This window comes from Streptomyces sp. NPDC090088 (assembly GCF_044747345.1).
GTDB lineage: Bacteria > Actinomycetota > Actinomycetes > Streptomycetales > Streptomycetaceae > Streptomyces.
In genome coordinates this window covers 433,545-452,235 of the sequence record NZ_JBIVDZ010000002.1, presented here as the reverse complement: position 1 = coordinate 452,235, position 18,691 = coordinate 433,545, and the positions used below count along the sequence as shown (strand labels likewise).

The following is an 18,691-nucleotide window of genomic DNA, read 5'->3' as shown; positions in this document are numbered from 1 at the left end:
CTGCACAAACACGCTCGCAGGACCGATTGTCAGTGGGGGGATCTACCTTCGATGACATGACTCAGCAGGGGGTGCGCTGGAGTGCGGACCAGGTGCTGGCACTGGCGCCTGACGCCGCGTCACGCAAAGCGGGAAGCAAGCTCGGAGCGGCGGGGCCGTGGTCCGGGGCGGGGAGCAGCGAGGAGGGGACGGTATGGGGACTGTGCAAGGGCAGCGGAAGCAAGCCGTACCAGACGGTCGTGGACATCGCGGACCCGGCGGGGCCCGCGTACAAGTGCAGCTGTCCTAGCCGGAAGTTCCCCTGCAAGCACGCCCTCGGGCTGCTCCTGCTCTGGGCGGGCGAGGACGACACGGTGCCGGCGGCGGACCGGCCGCCGGACTGGGCCGAGCAGTGGATCGCGGGCCGGCGCGGGCGTGCGGAGAACAAACGGGCGGCGGGCGGCGGGAGTTCCCCGGCGGCCGCCGACCCCGAGGCGGCCCGGCGCCGGGCGGAGAAGCGGGCCGAGCGGGTCACCGCGGGAGCCACGGAGCTGGAGCAGCGCCTGACCGACCTGCTGCGCGGCGGCCTGGCCGCGGCCGAGCAGGCGGGGTACGGGCTGTGGGAGGAGACGGCGGCCCGGATGGTCGACGCCCAGGCGCCCGGACTGGCCGCCAGGGTGCGCGAGTTGGGGGCGATACCGGCCTCCGGACCGGGCTGGCCGGTGCGGCTGCTTGAGGAGTGCGCGCTGCTGCACCTCCTCGACCAGGGCTGGCTGCGCCGCGACCGGCTGCCGGCGGCGCTCGCCGCCACGGTCCGCTCCCGAATCGGCCTGCCCGCCTCGGCGGACGGCCCGCCGGTGCGCGACCGCTGGCTGGTCCTCGCCCAGTACGACACGGTGGACGCGAAACTGACGACCCGCCGGATCTGGCTGCACGGCGCCGACTCGGGCCGTACGGCGCTGCTCCTCTCCTTCGGCGCGGCCGGCCGCGCCCCCGAGCTGGCGCTGCCGATCGGCCTGGCCCTGGAGGCGGAGTTGTCCTACTACCCCGGCGCGGTCGGCCACCGGGCGGCGCTGGGCGAGCGGTTCGCCGCGCCCGCTCCCCTCTCGATACGGCCGCCGGGTCTGACGACGGAGCAGGCGGCGGCCCGTTACGGGGAGGAGCTGCGCGAGGACCCGTGGCTGGAGTCGGTGCCGGTGACCCTGGACCGGGTCGTGCCCGTCCCGGACGGCGACTCCTGGCAACTGGCCGACGCGGCGGCCGAGTGCGCGCTGCCGCTGTCTCCCGTCGCCCGTTCCCGGCCGGGTCTGTGGCGGCTGGTCGCGCTGTCCGGCGGCGCCCCGGTCACGGTCTTCGGCGAGTGCGGCCACCTCGGCTTCACCCCGCTGGCTGCCTGGCCGCAGGCAGCGGGCCAGGCGGTGCCGCTGTGCTGACCATCGGCGACCGAACCGACCCACAGGAGGGGAACCCCGTGACCGCTTGGGAGGAGCTCGTCACCACGGCGCTGCTGGGCACCGACCGGCGGCCGCCCGCGGCCGGCGGGTCCGGCCGGGAGGCGCCGCCGGCCCTGCTGGACGAGGCGGCCGTGGCGACCGTACGGCGACGGGCCGGGCTGCGGCCGGCGACGGCACCGACGGCTCGCCGCCCGGAACCGGCGCCCGCGGACCCGCGCCCCGCGCTGCCCGCCGCCGCGGCGCGCAGGCTGGCGATGCTGCTGTCCGACCGCCCCGGCACCGGGACCGGCGGCCGTCGGGGCACCTCGCCCGACCTGATGGAACTGCTGCCGCAGTGGCTGGCGGCGGCCAACGCGCACGGGTTCGCCGCACCCCCGCAGACGTTGCCCGCGCTGCTGGACGCGGCCCGGGGCCGTACCGATCTGCGGCCCGCCGCGCTGGCCTTCGCCGGACCGCGCGCGCTGTGGCTGGCCCGGCTCAACCAGGACTGGCGGTTCGCCCTGCGCGCGGCCCCCGGCGGCGGCACGGCCCTGCCCGATCCCGAGGACGCCGAGGCGACAGGGAGGCTGTGGCAGGAGGGGCTGTTCGCCGAACGGGTCGCGCTGCTGGCCGCGCTGCGCGCCCGTACGCCCGGGGCGGCGCGCGAGTTGCTGGCCGGGACCTGGGCCACGGAACGGGCCGAGGACCGGCTGATGTTCCTCGACTCGCTGCGCATGGGCCTGGCCGCCGGGGACGAGCCGTTCCTGGAGCAGGCGTTGTCGGACCGCAGCCGTAACGTGCGGACGACGGCGGCCGAGTTGCTGTCCGCGCTGCCGGGTTCGGCGCTGGCGGGACGGATGGCGGTGCGGGCAGCGGCGTGTGTGGCGGTCGACCACACCGGGGACGGGCCGGTGATCGCGGTGGAGGCGCCGCCCGAGTGCGACGCGGGCATGGAGCGCGACGGGGTGGTGGCCAAGCCGCCGACCGGCCGTGGCGAACGGTCCTGGTGGCTGGGCCAGTTGGTGGAGGCGGCCCCGCTCACCACCTGGCCGGCGCGGCTCGGCGGCCGTACGCCCCGGGAGATCGTGGCGCTGCCGGTGGCGGACGGCTGGCAGGGCGAGTTGCACGCGGCCTGGTGCCGGGCCGCCGTGCGGCAGCGGGACGCCGCGTGGGCGAGGGCGCTGCTCGGGGTCCCGGCGGCGCCGGAGGCGGGCGGTCCGGGGGCGGTGTCGCTGGCCGAGCGGGCCAAGCTGCTGGGCACGCTGGAGGGCGGGGCGCGGGCCGACTGGGTGGCCGGGTTCATCGCGGCGCACGGCCTGTCGGAGGCGTTCCAGCTGCTCGGCGTGTGCGCCGTACCGTGGTCCGCGCCCCTCGGCCGGGCCGTGGTGGACGCCCTCGACATCGCGCGCGACGCGGGGAGTTATCCCTGGAGCTTCAGCGGGGTGATGGGCCTGGCCGAGCGCTGCCTGGACCCGGCGGAGGCGTCCCGGCTGGACGCCCTGCTGGCGGTACCGGACGAACGGGAGGACGCGTCACCGGGAGCCGGCGGCTACTGGGCGGAAGCGTTCCAGCGCCTGATGACGACACTGAGACTCCGTGCGGCGATGCTGACGGAACTGGAACACGCCCCGTAGACCGCGCACCGTAATACGCGGCCCCGTAATACGCGCCCCGTCAGGGGCGCTGGGGGTACCCCCGGCCGAAGGCTGGGGGAGGAACTGCGCGGCAAGCCACGACGGCGCCGCGGGTCCACCACGACCCGCGGCACCGCATACGGCACCTCGCACGCCCCGCACCACCGATGTCGGCCCACCGCACCGCGGCCTACGCCTCCGTCGGCTGCCGGACGTTCTCCCGTACCCACTCCACGATCGACCCCGTCGTCGCCCCCGGAGTGAAGATCGCGGCGACGCCCTTCTCCTTGAGGGGGGCGATGTCGTCCTCGGGGATGATGCCGCCGCCGAAGACGAGGATGTCCTCGGCGTCCCGCTCCTTGAGGAGGTCGATGACCGCGGCGAACAGGGTGTTGTGGGCGCCGGAGAGGATGGAGAGGCCGATCGCGTCGGCGTCCTCCTGGATGGCCGTGTCGACGATCTGCTCGGGCGTCTGGTGGAGCCCGGTGTAGATGACCTCCATGCCGGCGTCGCGCAGCGCCCGCGCGATGACCTTGGCCCCGCGGTCATGGCCGTCGAGCCCCGGTTTGGCCACCACCACACGGATCGGACCGGCTGCCACACCCATCGCTGCCTCCATGACCATGAAACGAACGTGCCGACATCCATCCGTACCGACAAGTACCGCACATTCGGCGCGTTCTACCACCCGCCGCGAGTGAACGAACGTTATCTACAGCATCCCGCAACCGGCAGTTTCACGGAGGTTACCGAGGGGGAAATCACAGACAGTGGGACACGTCAGGGAGCCGCAGCGTGGTCCGCGGGGGCGACACGGGCATGCGATGCGGCCCGTCGTCGTACCCTCGCCGTCTCCGCCCGGCCCCCCATGAGGGCACACGGGGGACGGAGCCGCTCTCCGCGTGCCGACAGGAGGTCGGCCGATGAAGGTCACCGGGGCACTGGAGCCCTTTCTCCCGCTCTGCCGCCGCCTCCTGCCCGGCAGGCTCGCCGACCTGTCGCTGGCCCTCCTGAAGGCGACCGCCCTGGAGGCCGCGATCCTCGCCGGGCATCTGCTGCTCTACCCGACCGGCCTCACCCCGGAGCGCCGCCCGCCCGCGCCGCCCGCGCAGCCCACCGGGCGTGACGGCGCGGCCCGGCTGCCGGTCCGGGCGGCCCCGCCGGTCGTGCTGCTGCACGGTTTCATCGACAACCGCTCGGTCTTCGTCCTGCTGCGCCGCGCCCTCGCCCAGCACGGCGGCCAGCGCGTCGAGTCCCTCAACTACTCGCCGCTGACCTGCGACATCCGCACCGCCGCCGAACTGCTCGGCCGGCACATAGAGGAGATCTGCGAGCGCACGGGCAGCGACCGGGTCGACATCGTCGGGCACAGCCTCGGCGGACTGATCGCGCGTTACTACGTGCAGCGGCTCGGCGGCGACCTCCGCGTCGGCACCCTGGTGACGCTCGGCACCCCGCACGCCGGCACACGGGTCGCGCCACTCGCGGACGCGCACCCGATCGTGCGCCAGATGCGCCCCGGCTCGGAGGTGATCGAGGAGCTGACCCGGCCCGCGCCCGGCTGCCGCACCCGGTTCGTGAGCTTCTGGAGCGACCTCGACGCGCTGATGGAACCGGTGGAGACGGCCCGTATCGACCATCCGGACCTCGACGCGACCAATGTCCAGGTGACCGGCATCGGCCATCTCGCCCTGCCCGTCCACCCTGCGGTCGCCACCGGTATACGACAGGCCCTGGACGAAACACACGCGGAGGAGCGGACGGCGGGCGGTCTGACGGTGGCCTGACGGTCGGTCCGGGCGGACCGGAGCGGGCAAGGACCGGCCGGCGGAGCGGGCGTGGGACCGCCCAGCCATCGAACAATCCTCGAACACAAGGCCAAACCCGCGCCCGCCGTCCCCCGAAACACGGCCGAATGCCCGTTTCCCGAAACCACGAAACCTGCCGAAGATTGTCGCGCCCGCATACCGCCGGGTACAGTCGCCGCACTGCTCTGGCAGCCCCTGTTGTCGAGGCGAAAGAGAAGTTGGTGAACGACCGTCACCCGTCGGGGACCATGACCACCCCGGCCCCGGCTTCCGACGCCGGCCAGGCGCACTACGCGCCGTACGGCACCCAGGAAGCCCAGTACGGCGACTTCACCACGTACGGCGACCAGGCCGCTACCGGCGCCTCGTTCCACAGCGACCCGCTCTTCGGCAGCCTGCCGGGCCAGACCCAGACCACCGGCGCGTACGACGCCACGCAGTGGCAGACGGTCGGCGACCAGACGCTGAACTACGACCCGTACGCGGCCCAGCACCACGCCGCCTACGACTCCGGCGCCTACGACAGCACCGCCTGGACCGTCCCGGCACAGGCCGCGCACCCGGCCCACCCGACGGTCGCCGACACCAGCGGCCACTGGGACGCCAACGCCTGGCTCCAGCCCGACCAGCCGGCCGCGGCCGGCGCCACCCAGCAGTGGGAGTGGGGCACCCAGGCCTTCGACACCGGCGCGTACGACGCCACGCAGTGGAACTCCGACGGCACCCCGGCGCAGCCCGCCGACCACGAGCCGCAGGAGCAGCACGAGCAGTACGAGGGACACGAGCAGTACGAGGCGCACGAGCAGTACGAACAGCACGACCAGTACGAAGCGCACGAGCTGTACGAGGGGCATCCGGAGCACGAGGAGTTCGCGGAGGATCTCCCGGCCGAGGGCGAGTTGTCCGCGACCGGTGAGCTACCTGCAGTAACGCCACTGCTGGAGGATCAGGAAGAGGTCGCCCCGGGCGCTTCGGCCTCGACGACACGCGCCGGCTCCCGCGCGGGGGCGCGTTCCCGCCGTCGTACGCCTCCCAAGCGCTCCGCGCTGCTGACCATCGCCGTGCCCTCCGCGTGCGTGATGGGCGTGGCCGGGATCGCGGCCGCTTCCGTGGGCAGCCTGACCGGCGAGGGCAAGGACACCACGGCCTCCGCCTCGGACGCGCAGTCGGTGAAACCGTCCGCCGCCAACAGCAAGCTGGACGCCCAGCTGAAGACGCTCTCCGCGGGTGCCGACGACTTCGCCGACCGGGCCAGCCGGACCCAGGAGCGCATCGACCTCAAGGCCCAGCAGAACGCCGAGAAGAAGAAGGCGGCGGCGGAGGCGGCCCGCAAGGAGCGGCTGCGCCCCAAGTACGCCCTCCCGGTCACCCAGCGGGGGCTCAGCGCCTACTTCGGCCAGGCCGGCGTGAACTGGATGTCCGTCCACACGGGCATCGACTTCCCCGTCTCCTACGGCACCACGGTCATGGCCGCGACCGACGGCGTCGTCTCCACCAAGTGGAACAGCGCCTACGGCAACATGATGATCGTGACGGCGAAGGACGGCACGGAGACCTGGTACTGCCACCTCTCGTCGTACCGCGTCGCCTCCGGTACGACCGTGAAGGCCGGCGACCCGATCGCGTACTCCGGCAACTCCGGCAACTCGACCGGCCCGCACCTGCACTTCGAGGTCCGGCCGGCGGGCGGCTCCGCCATAGACCCGCTGCCGTGGCTGCGGAGCCACGGGCTCGACCCGACCTGATGCCGATCCGATCGATGAGCCCCGCTTCCCGGAAGCGGGGCTCATTCGTCTGCGGCTACAGCTTCTCCACCGGCGCGTACCGCAGCAGCAGCCGCTTCGGCTTGTCGTCCCCGAAGTCGATCGTCGCCTCCGCGTTCCCGCCGGTGCCCTTCACCCCGACGACCGTGCCGAGGCCGAACTGATCGTGGGTGACCCGGTCGCCGACGGCCAGCGAGACCACCGGCTTCTCCGAGGTCCGCCGGGTGGCGAAGCCGGACGCCCCCGACGCCGAGGAGCGCGAACGGGACGAGGAGAGCGAGGCGGCCACGCCCGACGCGGGCCCCGAGGACACCGGCGCCATCGCCCCGGTCCGCTTCCACTCCAGATACGCGCCCGGGATCTCCTCCAGGAAGCGGGAGGGCGGGTTGTACGACGGCTGGCCCCAGGCGCTGCGCATCGACGACCGGGTGAGGTACAGCCGCTCCCGCGCGCGCGTGATGCCGACGTACGCGAGGCGCCGCTCCTCCTCCAGTTCCTTGGTCTGGCCGAGGGCGCGCATGTGCGGGAAGACGCCGTCCTCCATACCGGTCAGGAAGACCACCGGGAACTCGAGGCCCTTGGCGGTGTGCAGGGTCATCAGGGTGATGACGCCGTCGCCGTTCTCGTCGTCGTCGGGGATCTGGTCGGAGTCGGCGACCAGGGCCACCCGCTCCAGGAAGGCGGCGAGCCCGGCGGACTGCTCGCCCTCGCCGGACTCCTGCTCGAACTCCAGGGCCACGGCGGCGAGTTCCTGGAGGTTCTCGATCCGGGTCTCGTCCTGCGGGTCGGTGGAGGCCTGCAACTCGGCGAGGTAACCGGTGCGTTCGAGGACGGCTTCGAGGACGGTGGCCGGTCCGGCGCCGGACTCCACGATCGTACGGAGGTCCTCCATCAGCGTGTTGAACCGCTTGACCGCGTTGGTCGACCGCGCGGCCATGCCGTACGCCTCGTCGACGCGCTTGAGCGCCTGCGGGAAGCTGATCTTCTCGCGCTGGGAGAGGGCGTCGATCATCGCCTCCGCGCGGTCGCCGATGCCGCGCTTGGGGACGTTGAGGATGCGCCGCAGCGGGACGGAGTCCTCCGGGTTGGCCAGCACCCGCAGATAGGCGAGGACGTCCCGGACCTCCTTGCGCTCGTAGAAGCGGACACCGCCGACGACCTTGTACGGCAGGCCGACGCGGATGAAGATCTCCTCGAAGACACGGGACTGGGCGTTGGTCCGGTAGAAGACGGCGACATCGCCGGCCTTCGCCTCGCCCGCGTCCGTCAGACGGTCTATCTCGTCGGCGACGAACTGCGCCTCGTCGTGCTCGGTGTCGGCGACGTAGCCGGTGATCTGCGCGCCCGCGCCCGCGTTGGTCCACAGGTTCTTGGGGCGGCGGGACTCGTTGCGCTCGATGACCGCGTTGGCGGCGGAGAGGATCGTCTGCGTGGAGCGGTAGTTCTGCTCCAGGAGGATCGTCGTCGCGTTCGGGTAGTCCTCCTCGAACTGGAGGATGTTGCGGATCGTCGCGCCCCGGAAGGCGTAGATCGACTGGTCGGCGTCGCCGACGACGCAGAGCTCCGCCGGGGGCAGGTCGTGCTCGGCGGGCGGGGTGGTCTCCTCGGGCGCGCCGGTGCCGACCAGCTCGCGCACGAGCGTGTACTGGGCGTGGTTGGTGTCCTGGTACTCGTCGACCAGGACGTGCCGGAAGCGGCGGCGGTAGTGCTCGGCGACGTCCGGGAAGGCGCGCAGCAGGTTGACCGTGGTCATGATCAGGTCGTCGAAGTCGAGGGCGTTCGCCTCGCGCAGCCGCGACTGGTAGAGGGCGTAGGCCTGGGCGAGGGTCTTCTCGAAGCCGTCGCTCGCGCGGGCGGCGAAGTCCTCCTCGTCGACCAGCTCGTTCTTCAGGTTGCTGACCTGGGCGCTGAACGACTTCGGCGGGTAGCGCTTGGGGTCGAGGTCCAGGTCGCGGCAGACCAGGGCCATCAGCCGCTTGGAGTCGGCCGCGTCGTAGATCGAGAAGGAGGAGGTGAAGCCGAGCTTCTTGCTCTCCCTGCGCAGGATCCGCACGCACGCGCTGTGGAAGGTCATCACCCACATCGCGTTCGCGCGCGGGCCGACGAGCTGCTCGACGCGCTCCTTCATCTCGCCCGCGGCCTTGTTGGTGAAGGTGATCGCGAGGATCTGGCCCGGGTGGACATGGCGCTCGCCGAGGAGGTGGGCGATGCGGTGGGTGAGCACGCGCGTCTTGCCGGAACCGGCGCCGGCCACGATGAGCAGCGGGGAGCCGGCGTGCACGACCGCCGCCCGCTGGTTGTCGTTCAGCCCGTCCAGGAGCGCCGCCGCGTCCAGGGCGGGGCGGGGGGCGCCGTCGCGGTAGTGGGCGTCCCGGTCCGGGGGCGCGTCGAACTTCCCGCCGAACAGGTCGTCCGGAATCGGCTCCGGTACGTGCTCGTCCTCGGGCGGCGGCGGGGGTTCCTCCTCGTGGCCGCGCGGGGGCTGGAGGCTCGCCAGGAAGCTGTCGTCAAAGAGGCTGCTCATCGCTCTCCGAGTCTAGGCCGCCCCACTGACAACCGGCCGCCACCCCGAGAACTCGCCCGGGTGACCGCACGATTTCCCTCCGTCACGGCCGGTCGGCGCACGTCACGAGCGGCCGCGAGCGGCCAAGGGCGGCCACGAGCGACCGGAAGCCACCACACCGAACACCCGGCAAATGACCCACAACGCCCCGAACCGCCCTGGTCGAACTCGCCCGAACGCCAAGGTCACGAAAATGTATCGGGCATATCGCACATCAACCTTCACACGGGCCACACGAGTTGGCTAGCGTGCCGGTCAGGCCGTACGACACCCACCGGCGAACGTCGCCGGGCCGTACGGCCTCCGCCGAGTCCGGGACGCCCTCGCGCGTCCGGAGCCGGGGACCCACACCGACCTTGGGGTGAATCGGTCCCGACTCCCCTCCCGGGGAGGGACCGTAGGGCAACCCTTCCGAACCACCCGCCCGAACCCGACAGCTAACTCGGTAGGCGGAACATGGAAGGAGTCGCCTCCGTTGGCGTCGCACCGCAAGTCCCGCCCCTCGGGAACGCGCGTAGCAGGCATACGCACCCCCGCCCTGGCCACCGCCGCCCTCACCTCCGTCGCCCTGCTCTCGCAGACGGCCAACGCCGCGCCCTCCGCGGACGGCAAGCCGAGCATGGAGGAGGTGGAGAAGAAGGTCGACGACCTCTACCGGCAGGCCGAGTCGGCGACCGAGAAGTACAACGCGGCCAAGGAGAAGACCGGCACGCAGCGCAAGCAGGTCGACACCCTGCTCGACGACGTCGCCCGGCGCACGGACCGGCTGAACAAGGCGCGTGAGGAGCTGGGGTCGTTCGCCGCGGCCCAGTACCGGACCGGCGCCAGCGCCCCCGACACGGCGACCTTCCTGCTCGCGGACAGTCCGCAGGACTACTTCGACCAGACGCAGCTGATGAGCCGGCTGACCTCGCGCCAGAAGGACGCGGTCGACGACTACGCCACCCAGCAGTCCGCGACCATGAAGAAGCGGCAGGAAGCCGCCAAGAGCCTCGAGACGCTCACCGAGACGCAGGACGACCTCAAGACCGCCAAGACCACCGTCCAGACGAAACTGGCCTCCGCGCGGGAGCTGCTCTCCAAGCTGACGGCGCAGGAGAAGGCGCGGCTGGCCCAGATCGAGAAGCAGAAGCAGGAGGCGGCGGCGCGCAAGGCCGCGGAACTCGCGAAGCAGCAGGCGGCCGCCGCTGCCGCGGCCGAGCAGGACACCTCGTCGTCCTCCTCGTCGACATCGTCCTCCAGCGGCTCCTCGTCCTCCGACTCCTCCTACGCCACGAAGGCCGACAAGGCCATCGCCTTCGCCCGCGCGCAGATCGGCAAGCCGTACGTCTGGGGAGCGACCGGCCCCGGCTCCTACGACTGCTCCGGGCTCTCGCAGGCCGCCTGGAAGGCCGCGGGCGTCTCCCTGCCCCGCACCACCTACGACCAGGTGAACGCCGGCACCACCGTCTCCCTCGCCGACGCCCGGCCCGGCGACCTGGTCTTCTTCTACGACGACGTCAGCCACGTCGGCATCTACATCGGCAACGGCATGATGATCCACGCCCCGAAGCCCGGCGCGTACGTCCGGGAGGAGTCGATCTACTACGGCGGCGAGTCGATCATCCACAGCGTGGTGCGACCGGCTTGAGGTGACGGAGGCAGGGGGCCGGGAGCGGGGGCACATGTCGCCGGGCCGGGGCGGGGGCGCACATCGCCTGGTCTCGGGCGCCCCCGACCACTCCTCCACACCCGCCCGCACCCCACCACCCCCGGACGCCCCGCGCCCGTTCCTCTGTCCCGCGCCCGCGCGGTTTTCGCGCTCCCCGCGCGCGTGCCCCGGCCACGCCACGGGTGATGCTCCTTAGCATCGGCGACATGTCCGGCAATTCTCCCTTCCGCGCCTGGTGGGCGCAGCGCCCGCCGGCGGCCGGGGCCGCCGTGATGGCCACCGGCATCGTGTCGGTCGGTCTGCATCTCACGGGGGCCGAGACCCTGTCCCGGATCGCGCTGGTGCTGGCGTGTGTGGCGTGGGCGGGGCTGGCCGTGGACTTCGTCGCGCGCCTGCTGCTGGACCGCGGACGCTGGCTGACGGACGCGCGGACGCCGGGCGCGCTCACCGCGGTGGCGGCCACGACGGTGCTCGGGACGCGCTTCTCGGCACTCGGCCGGCAGACCCTCGCCGAGGCCCTGCTGGCGCTGTCGGCGGTGCTGTGGCCGCCGCTGCTGATCCTCGTCGTACGGCACTGGACGCGGCGCATGCCCGGTGCGGTGTTCCTGGACTGTGTGGCCACGCAGGGGCTGGCCGTCCTGGCCGCGACGCTGGCGGCGGCCCTGACGGCGGCCTGGCTCGCGCACACCGCGCTGGTGCTGTTCTGGCTGGGGCTGGTGCTGTACGGGTTCGCGCTGGCCCGCTTCGACCGGCGGCAGGTCCTGGAGGGGCCGGGCGACCAGTGGATCGCGGGCGGGGCGCTCGCGATCTCCGCGCTGGCCGGGGCGAAGCTGCTGGCCGCCGACAGCGCCCGGCTGTACCTGTGGAACGACGACGACCGGGGCGTGCTGCGCACGGTGACGGTGGCGCTGCTGGTCCTGGACCTCGCCTGGTACGCCGTGCTGCTGGTCGCGGAGGCGGTACGGCCCCGGCCGCGTTACGACGTGCGCCGCTGGGCGACGGTGTTCCCGATGGGGATGACGGCCGTGGCGATGCTGTCCACCGAGGCCGCTCTCGACATCCCCTGGCTGAAGGGGCCGGGACAGGTGCTGGTCTGGGTCGCGGTGGCGGCATGGCTGACGGTGGCGGCAGGGGCGGCGGCAGCCGAGCGCGCCGCCCTCGGGAAGGGCTCCTGACCGTCAGGACCCCAGCACGTCGATCAGGTCCACAGCACGGCGATGAAGATGTTCGCCATGGTCAGCAGGCCCACCAGGCCGAACGCGCCCTTCTCCACCTTCTCGTCGTCCCGCTTCACGTAGACGAGGCCGAGGATCACGATCAGCAGCGCGAGCTTGACGCCGATCTTGACCGTGTTGACGTGGTGGTCGTCGGCCTCGTTGAGGCCGACCAGGATCACCCCGGTCGCGAGCATGGTGAACGCGCCGTGCAGCATCCCGGGGACGAACCGGGCCGTGCCCTGGCCCATCGCCTTCATCTGGGTGAGGAAACCGCCGAGCAGCGCGGCGATGCCGATGATGTGCAGGCCGACGAAGAGATGGATGAGTACGTCCATGGCCCCGGAGCCTAATCAGGGCCCCCTGGCACCCCGGCCACCGGCCCCCTCTCCCGGGACCGCATATATGCACCCCATAGCACCCCGCCGCCCCCGCCAGCCCCGGAACCGCCGCTTCGGTCATCCCGCCCCGTGAAGCCGACGGCTCCGGACCGGAATCCCCGTCACATACCGGTCGGTAACGATCCTGTCACGCCAATTCCGCGCATCGCGTTACCAAGCCGACACATCCGGGCCTAGCGTCCTCCCCCAGGTGACCGACTCCCCACCGCCGCCCGGGCCAGGGGCGGCAGTCGGACACCACCGCCGAGAAGGTCCGGCGGCGGTCCGCTCCCCCTGTGCGGGCCGCCGCCGGACGCGTCCTCCGCTCCCCCGCGGCCCCGCACGCTCCCCCTGGCGTGCTCACGGACGAGACGGCGGTCGTACGAAAGGACGTGACTGTCCAGGTGGCAGTGCACCGCAAGCCCCGACAGCGCTCGCTCAGCGGCCATACGGCCCGCACGGCCGCCACCCTCGCCCTGGCGGGCGCGGCCACCGCGACGGGCTTCGAAGGGACCGGACACGCCGAGCCGCAACTGACACCGGCGCAGGTGAAGGCCAAGGTGGACCAGCTGTACCAGGAGGCCGAGGTGGCCACCGAGAAGTACGACGGGACCAAGGAGAAGGCCGACGCCGCCCAGCGGCGGCTGAAGTCGCTGCAGGACGAGACCGCCCGCAAACAGGAGAAGCTCAACTCCGCGCGGGACGCCCTCGGCTCGATAGCGGCCGCGCAGTACCGCGACGGTGGTATCGATCCGGCCTGGCAGCTGGCGCTGTCCAGCGATCCCGACCAGTACCTGGAGAACGCCGCCCTCGCCGAACGGGCCGGGGACCGGCAGGCCGGTGCGGTGACCCGGGTACGCGGGCAGCTGCGGGAGATCGAGCGGCTGCGCGGCGCGGCCCATGTCGAACTGACCTCGCTGCGGTCCCGGCAGGCCGAGCTGAAGCGGCAGAAGACCGCCATCAACGGCAAGCTGGGCGAGGCCCGGCAGCTGCTGGACCGGCTGTCGCCGCAGCAGCGGGCGGCGGTCACCTCCTCGGACGGCACCGGACGCGCCTCCCGCTCGGCCCCGGACGCCCGCGCCCCCCTGAGCCAGGGCAGCGTCGCCGCCCCCGACTCCCGTGCCGCGGCCGCCGTCTCCTACGCCTACGCCAAGCTCGGCAGCCCCTACGTCTGGGGGGCGACCGGCCCCGACGCCTTCGACTGCTCGGGCCTCGCCCAGGCCGCCTACCGCTCCGCCGGCGTCTCCATCCCCCGCACCACCTACGCCCAGATCAACGCCGGCCGTCGGGTCTCGCGCTCCGAACTCCAGCCGGGCGACCTGGTGTTCTTCTACTCGGGCATCAGCCACGTCGGCATCTACATCGGCAACGGCCAGATGATCCACGCGCCCAACCCGTCGGCGCCGGTGCGGATCGCCCCCATCGACGAGATGCCGTTCGCGGGGGCGACGCGGGTGGTCTGAGCGACCGCACCCGGCCGGACGTCCTCCTGCCTCAGACCAGGCGGCGCGCCGTCGCCCAGCGGGTCAGCTCGTGCCGGTTGGACAGCTGCAGCTTCCGCAGCACCGCCGACACATGGGACTCGACCGTCTTCACCGAGATGAACAGCTGCTTGGCGATCTCCTTGTAGGCGTAGCCGCGCGCGATCAGGCGCAGGACCTCGCGCTCGCGCTGGGTGAGGCGGTCGAGGTCCTCGTCGACCGGCGGGGCGTCGGTGGAGGCGAAGGCGTCCAGGACGAACCCGGCCAGCCGCGGCGAGAAGACGGCGTCGCCCTCTTGGACCCGGAAGACCGAGTCGACCAGGTCGATGCCGGTGATCGTCTTGGTGACGTAGCCGCGGGCGCCGCCGCGGATCACGCCGATCACGTCCTCCGCCGCGTCCGACACGGACAGCGCGAGGAAGCGCACCGGCTGCTCGGCGTCCGCCATCAACGGGGCGCACCGGCGCAGCACTTCGACCCCGCCGCCGCCCGGCAGGTGCACATCGAGGAGGACCACCTCGGGGCGGGTCGCGGTGATCACCGTGACCGCCTGGTCGACGTCGGCGGCCTCCCCGACCACCTCGACGCCGGTCTGCTCGGTCCGCCCGATCTCGGCCTGGACGCCCGTCCGGAACATCCGGTGGTCGTCGACGAGGACCACGCGCACCCGGCGCCCGGGGTTCTCCGTGCCTTCCGCCGGGCCGTTCGCCTCGGTCGCGTCGCTCATGACGTCTTCTCCGCCCTCTCCATCTCCAGCTCGACCTCTGTGCCGCCGCCCGGTACGGACCGCAGCCGTGCCGTGCCGCCGTTGCGCTCCATACGGCCGATGATCGATTCTCTGACACCCATGCGGTCGGCGGGTATCGAGTCGAGGTCGAAGCCGGGACCGCGGTCGCGGACGGACACGAAGACCGTCTTTCCCTCGACTTCGGCGTAGACCTGGACGGCGCCGCCCTCGCCACCGTACTTGGCGGCGTTGACCATCGCCTCGCGCGCGGCCTGCATCTGCGCGGCCGTCCGCTCGTCGAGCGGGCAGTCCCCGACCACCACGACCTCGATGGGGACACCGTGCTTGTCCTCCACCTCCGCCGCGCTGCGCCGGACCGCGTCGGCGAGGGTGTCGGGCTCGTCGGCCTCGTCCTTGCCGGTGCCCTCGGGTTTGTAGAGCCAGGTGCGCAGATCGCGCTCCTGGGCACGGGCCAGGCGGCGCACCTCGTTCGCGTTCTCCGCGTTGCGCTGGATCAGGGTGAGGGTGTGCAGCACGGAGTCGTGGACATGGGCGGCGACCTCGGCGCGCTCCTGGGCGCGGATGCGCATCAGCCGCTCCTCGGAGAGGTCCTGGGTCATCCGCACCAGGTACGGACCGGCGAGCAGCGTGATGCCGACGACCACGGCGAGCGCGGCCTGCAGGACCGCTCCGATGTGGGCGGCGGAGCCCTGCATGACGAAGACGCCCGAGACGCCCGCGGTGACCAGCAGCACGCCGAAGCCCGCGCGCAGCAGCGAGAGCGTACGGCGCCGGCTGCCGACCTCGACCCAGCGGGCCCGACGGGCGTTGTCCGCCTGGCGCCAGACGAGGGCGACACCGGCGGCGACCAGGACCAGGGGCAGGAGGTAGGCCTTGGCGCCGCTGGTCAGGTTGACGCTGCCCACGAACACCATGGACACGACGACCATGAGGAGCAGCGCGACGATCTGTCCCTTGTCCGGTTTGCGCGCGACCAGTCGGCGCCGGCCGTCCGCCGAGGTCTCGGTGGCGACCAGGGAGGGCGACTTCTGGCCGCCGACCCCGCCGACGCCGAGCGGCACGAAGAACCAGAACGCGGCGTACAGCAGCGCGCCGAGGCCGTTGGCCATGAACAGGCCGACGAAGGCGAGCCGGACCCAGACCACGGGCAGGCCGAGATGCCCGGCGAGGCCCCGCGCCACTCCGCCGAGCCAGCGGCCGTCGCTGCTGCGGTAGAGCTTGCGCGGTGGCCGCGGGTCGTCGAGAGGCACTGCTGCGGCTTCCGGCATGCCATCGATGTTCACACGCACAGGGTCCCGAGGCATCAGGGTCGACCCCGGAGACTCCCCTGATCTTCGGATTTCCCCCGCAGCAGGCCCCCGGCCGCCTCCCGCGGCAAGCCGCCCGGTTTCCAGGAGCACGCCTCCCGGTCTCTCGTGGCAAGCCCCCGGTCTCCCGCAGCCGGCTCCCTCGGTGTGCCGAGGCACCCCCCGGGCTCCCGAGGCACGCCTCGGTCTCCCGCAGTTGGCTCCCGGTTTCCCCGCGGCGGCCACCCGGATCTCCCCTGCGGTCGGCCGCCCCTGTTTCCCCGCGACCGGCCCCCGGGGAGCCGTTCGAACGGTTCCCGGCGTGGACTCGGGGCCGATTTCAGGGTTGGGCCAGGGTCATCCCGACTGCCGCCGGGGCGTCCCGGCCGTCACCATTGACTCATGACTGATCACGAGCACGCCGCGACGGGTCCGGGACCCGGCCCCGGCCCGCGGCCCGCCCCGGGCACCGGGCCGTCGGATGCCGCGCCCGCCGCGGCGGGGGCCGACGCCACCGGCGTGGACGCGGCCACGGTCGACGAGGCGTCCCCGCGCTTCCGGCGCGATCGCCGGCACAAGATGATCGCGGGCGTGTGCGCGGGACTCGGACGCCACACCGACCTGGACCCCGTGATCTTCCGCATCACCCTGGCCGTGCTGGCCGCGACCGGCGGCATCGGCCTCCTCTTCTACGGCTTCGCCTGGCTCTTCGTGCCGTACGAGGACGAGGAGGAGAACGAGGTCCGCAAGCTGCTGACCGGCCGGGTCGACGGCCAGGCCCTGGCGGCCGTGCTCTTCGCGCTGGTCGGCTGCGGAGTGCTGCTGACGATGATCAGGAACGGCCAGGTGCTGGCGTTCGCGGTCGTCCTCTCCCTGCTGCTGGCGGGCGCCGGGTACTGGTCGCGGCGGCGCGGTGCCCCCGACCCCGACCCGCTGGCCGCCCAGGCCGTCGCCGACGCCCCGCCCGAGGCGCAGGCACCGCCGGTCGCCGTCTCGTTCCCCTCCTGGTGGCGGGACCCGATCGTCAAGGACGGCACGCATGTCGGGGGCACCGGCTACCTGTGGGGCCCCGCCGAGGCCCGCGGCCGGACCGCCCCCGGATTCGACTTCCGGCTGAGCACTCCCTGGGTCCACGGCCAGGACGTCCGCGCCCGGAGCAGCGCGCCGCCCAGGCCGCGCGGACCGCGCTGGATCGGCGGCTGGATCTTCCTGTTCGCGCTGCTGGCGGGCGGCCTGGGCACCGGCCTGACCTGGGACACGCACCCGCTGGGCACCAGTCTCCAGACGGGTCTGGCCTGCGCGCTGATCGTGTTCGGCCTGGGGACGGCGGTCAGCTCGTTCCTGGGGCGCACCGGCGCCGGCTCGCTGTTCCTGGCGCTCGTCACGGCGGCCCTGCTGGCGGGAGCGACGGCGATGCCGTCCGACATCAGCACCCACTGGACGCGCGCGGACTGGACCCCGGCCACGGCGGCGGAGCTGGCGCCGGCGTACGACCTCGGCACGGGCGTGGCCACGCTGGACCTGACGCACATACGCCTCGCCCACGGGCAGACGGTGTCGACGTCGGCCGAGGTGGGCGCCGGCCAGCTGAAGATCGTGGTGCCGGCGGACGTGACCGTGCGGATGAGCATCGACGTGGGGGTGGGCGACATCCAGTTGCCCGGTGACGACAAGAAGGACGTGGACGTGCAGCCGGGCAGGCACAAGGACGTGACGCTGTCGCCGGCGAGCGGCACGAAGAACGCGGGGACGCTCGACCTGGACCTCCAGGTCGGCGCGGGACAGGTGGAGGTGACCCGTGCTGCGGCATGAGTTCCAGCCCGGACGGCTGATCGTCGGCGTCTTCCTGACGGCGGCGGGCATCGCCTACGCCGGCGACGCGGGCGGCTGGTGGGACACCGAGTGGTTCGCGGTCATCCCGGTGATGGTGGCGGGCCTCTTCCTGGCAGGAGTGACCGCGGCCCTGACCCGGGCGATACGCAGGCGCCGCCGCGTACCGGAGAACCAGGGCCGGGGCCAGGAGAGCTAAGGCGGGCTCAGAGGCCCAGCGAGGCCCGTGCGGAGCGGTGTCGGCGCCTGGCGCGGAGCATCGCGTCCAGGGAGAGATAGGGGGCACCCGCGAGGACCAGGGGCAGCCAGGCCATCAGGTAGGCGAGGTCGTTGCCGTAGTAGTAGGGGGAGTTGGCCCAGCTGATGGTCAGCCAGAGGCTGAGTGAGATCAGCGCGCCGCCGAGCGCGGCCAGGCGGGCCAGCAGGCCGAAGAGGGTGCCGAGGCCGACGGCGAGTTCACCGATGGCGATCGCGGTGCCGAAGCCGACGGGGTTCTTCAGGGCCAGGTCGATCATGGCCGGGATCGCGGCGGAGTCACGGACGGCGCGCATGGTGTCGCCGATGGACCCGGAGCCGCCGGATTTCAGGAAGGAGCTGCTGGTCAGCTTGTCCAGACCGGCGTAGATGAAGGTGACGCCCAGGAAGATCCGCAAAGGAAGGAGGGCGTATCGGGTGGCGGTGTCCCGCAGACCGCGGTCGCCGTCGAGATACGGGGTGTGCGTGTCCGAACGAATGCCGTGAGTCATCGCCAGTAGCCGCCTCTCGCCGCTGTGCCCAGGGCCCCTCAACAGACCATACGTACGACAACGGCGACCCGCTCAACCCTCCTCCGGAAGTTTTTCCGATTTTCTGCCGGTCTTCGTCCCCCGGAACGGCGGAGGCGGGAGGGGGAGCAGGGGCGGGAGGGGCGCCGTCCGACAG

General features: G+C 72.7%; 15 protein-coding genes and 1 riboswitch. Of the genes, 9 read left to right on the top strand and 6 right to left on the bottom strand.

Annotated features, from left to right (window positions below; all coding sequences use genetic code 11):
- The first annotated feature begins 56 nt into the window (after positions 1-56).
- Positions 57-1,412: an SWIM zinc finger family protein gene (locus ACIPSJ_RS10770; protein ID WP_401345080.1), complete on the top strand. Its 1,356-nt coding sequence runs from the start codon at positions 57-59 to the stop codon at positions 1,410-1,412.
- Positions 1,413-1,450: 38 nt separating this feature from the next.
- Positions 1,451-3,046 carry a DUF5691 domain-containing protein gene (locus tag ACIPSJ_RS10765; RefSeq protein ID WP_401345078.1) on the top strand — a complete coding sequence of 532 codons (1,596 nt, stop codon included), beginning with the start codon at positions 1,451-1,453 and terminating at the stop codon, positions 3,044-3,046.
- 190 nt (positions 3,047-3,236) lie between these two features.
- On the opposite strand, the gene ACIPSJ_RS10760 is transcribed toward ACIPSJ_RS10765, so the two are convergent.
- A complete protein-coding gene (locus ACIPSJ_RS10760) occupies positions 3,237-3,653 on the bottom strand; it encodes a cobalamin B12-binding domain-containing protein (RefSeq protein WP_355711197.1) in 417 nt (138 codons plus the stop codon).
- A gap of 316 nt (positions 3,654-3,969) precedes the next feature.
- Between ACIPSJ_RS10760 and ACIPSJ_RS10755 the strand changes: the two genes are divergently transcribed.
- Positions 3,970-4,833 (top strand): alpha/beta fold hydrolase, encoded by an 864-nt coding sequence (locus ACIPSJ_RS10755; RefSeq protein WP_355711198.1) that lies wholly within the window; start codon positions 3,970-3,972, stop codon positions 4,831-4,833.
- A 242-nt stretch (positions 4,834-5,075) separates the two neighbouring features.
- Positions 5,076-6,599, top strand: a complete 1,524-nt coding sequence (locus ACIPSJ_RS10750; RefSeq protein WP_401345076.1) for a M23 family metallopeptidase — start codon at positions 5,076-5,078, stop codon at positions 6,597-6,599.
- Positions 6,600-6,654: 55 nt separating this feature from the next.
- Here the strand turns inward: ACIPSJ_RS10750 and pcrA are convergent, their stop codons facing one another.
- The gene (gene pcrA / locus ACIPSJ_RS10745; RefSeq protein WP_359215247.1) at positions 6,655-9,141 is read right to left on the bottom strand and encodes a DNA helicase PcrA; all 2,487 of its coding nucleotides are present in this window, start codon (positions 9,139-9,141) and stop codon (positions 6,655-6,657) included.
- Positions 9,142-9,474: 333 nt separating this feature from the next.
- A riboswitch (cyclic di-AMP (ydaO/yuaA leader) is annotated at positions 9,475-9,647 on the top strand.
- A gap of 8 nt (positions 9,648-9,655) precedes the next feature.
- On the opposite strand from pcrA, the gene ACIPSJ_RS10740 reads away from it, so the two are divergent.
- Both ACIPSJ_RS10740 and ACIPSJ_RS10735 read left to right on the top strand, forming a co-directional pair.
- Positions 9,656-10,810, top strand: coding sequence for an NlpC/P60 family protein (locus ACIPSJ_RS10740; protein WP_401345074.1), 1,155 nt, complete (start codon positions 9,656-9,658; stop codon positions 10,808-10,810).
- A 227-nt stretch (positions 10,811-11,037) separates the two neighbouring features.
- On the top strand, positions 11,038-12,006 hold the full coding sequence (locus tag ACIPSJ_RS10735) for a tellurite resistance/C4-dicarboxylate transporter family protein (protein WP_401345073.1): 969 nt from the start codon (positions 11,038-11,040) through the stop codon (positions 12,004-12,006).
- Positions 12,007-12,029: 23 nt separating this feature from the next.
- Here the strand turns inward: ACIPSJ_RS10735 and ACIPSJ_RS10730 are convergent, their stop codons facing one another.
- Entirely contained in the window at positions 12,030-12,383 is a 354-nt protein-coding gene (locus ACIPSJ_RS10730; protein WP_359215238.1) for a hypothetical protein, read from the bottom strand.
- 446 nt (positions 12,384-12,829) lie between these two features.
- Between ACIPSJ_RS10730 and ACIPSJ_RS10725 the strand changes: the two genes are divergently transcribed.
- Positions 12,830-13,888, top strand: coding sequence for an NlpC/P60 family protein (locus tag ACIPSJ_RS10725; RefSeq protein ID WP_401346208.1), 1,059 nt, complete (start codon positions 12,830-12,832; stop codon positions 13,886-13,888).
- Between the two features lie 31 nt (positions 13,889-13,919).
- Here the strand turns inward: ACIPSJ_RS10725 and ACIPSJ_RS10720 are convergent, their stop codons facing one another.
- Both ACIPSJ_RS10720 and ACIPSJ_RS10715 read right to left on the bottom strand, forming a co-directional pair.
- Positions 13,920-14,633 carry a LuxR C-terminal-related transcriptional regulator gene (locus tag ACIPSJ_RS10720; protein WP_401345071.1) on the bottom strand — a complete coding sequence of 238 codons (714 nt, stop codon included), beginning with the start codon at positions 14,631-14,633 and terminating at the stop codon, positions 13,920-13,922.
- Complete coding sequence (locus tag ACIPSJ_RS10715) at positions 14,630-15,958, bottom strand: PspC domain-containing protein (RefSeq protein ID WP_401345069.1); 1,329 nt, start codon at positions 15,956-15,958, stop codon at positions 14,630-14,632. Before ACIPSJ_RS10715 ends, ACIPSJ_RS10720 begins: the two co-directional genes overlap by 4 nt.
- 384 nt (positions 15,959-16,342) lie before the next feature.
- Here ACIPSJ_RS10715 and ACIPSJ_RS10710 point away from each other — a divergent pair, with 384 nt between their 5' ends.
- Complete coding sequence (locus ACIPSJ_RS10710) at positions 16,343-17,752, top strand: PspC domain-containing protein (protein WP_401345067.1); 1,410 nt, start codon at positions 16,343-16,345, stop codon at positions 17,750-17,752.
- Entirely contained in the window at positions 17,739-17,969 is a 231-nt protein-coding gene (locus ACIPSJ_RS10705; RefSeq protein WP_401345065.1) for a hypothetical protein, read from the top strand. The genes ACIPSJ_RS10710 and ACIPSJ_RS10705 overlap by 14 nt, the downstream gene beginning before the upstream one ends.
- Before the next feature lie 7 nt (positions 17,970-17,976).
- Here ACIPSJ_RS10705 and ACIPSJ_RS10700 read toward each other — a convergent pair whose 3' ends face one another.
- The gene (locus ACIPSJ_RS10700; RefSeq protein WP_355711208.1) at positions 17,977-18,516 is read right to left on the bottom strand and encodes a DoxX family protein; all 540 of its coding nucleotides are present in this window, start codon (positions 18,514-18,516) and stop codon (positions 17,977-17,979) included.
- Positions 18,517-18,691: the final 175 nt, after the last annotated feature.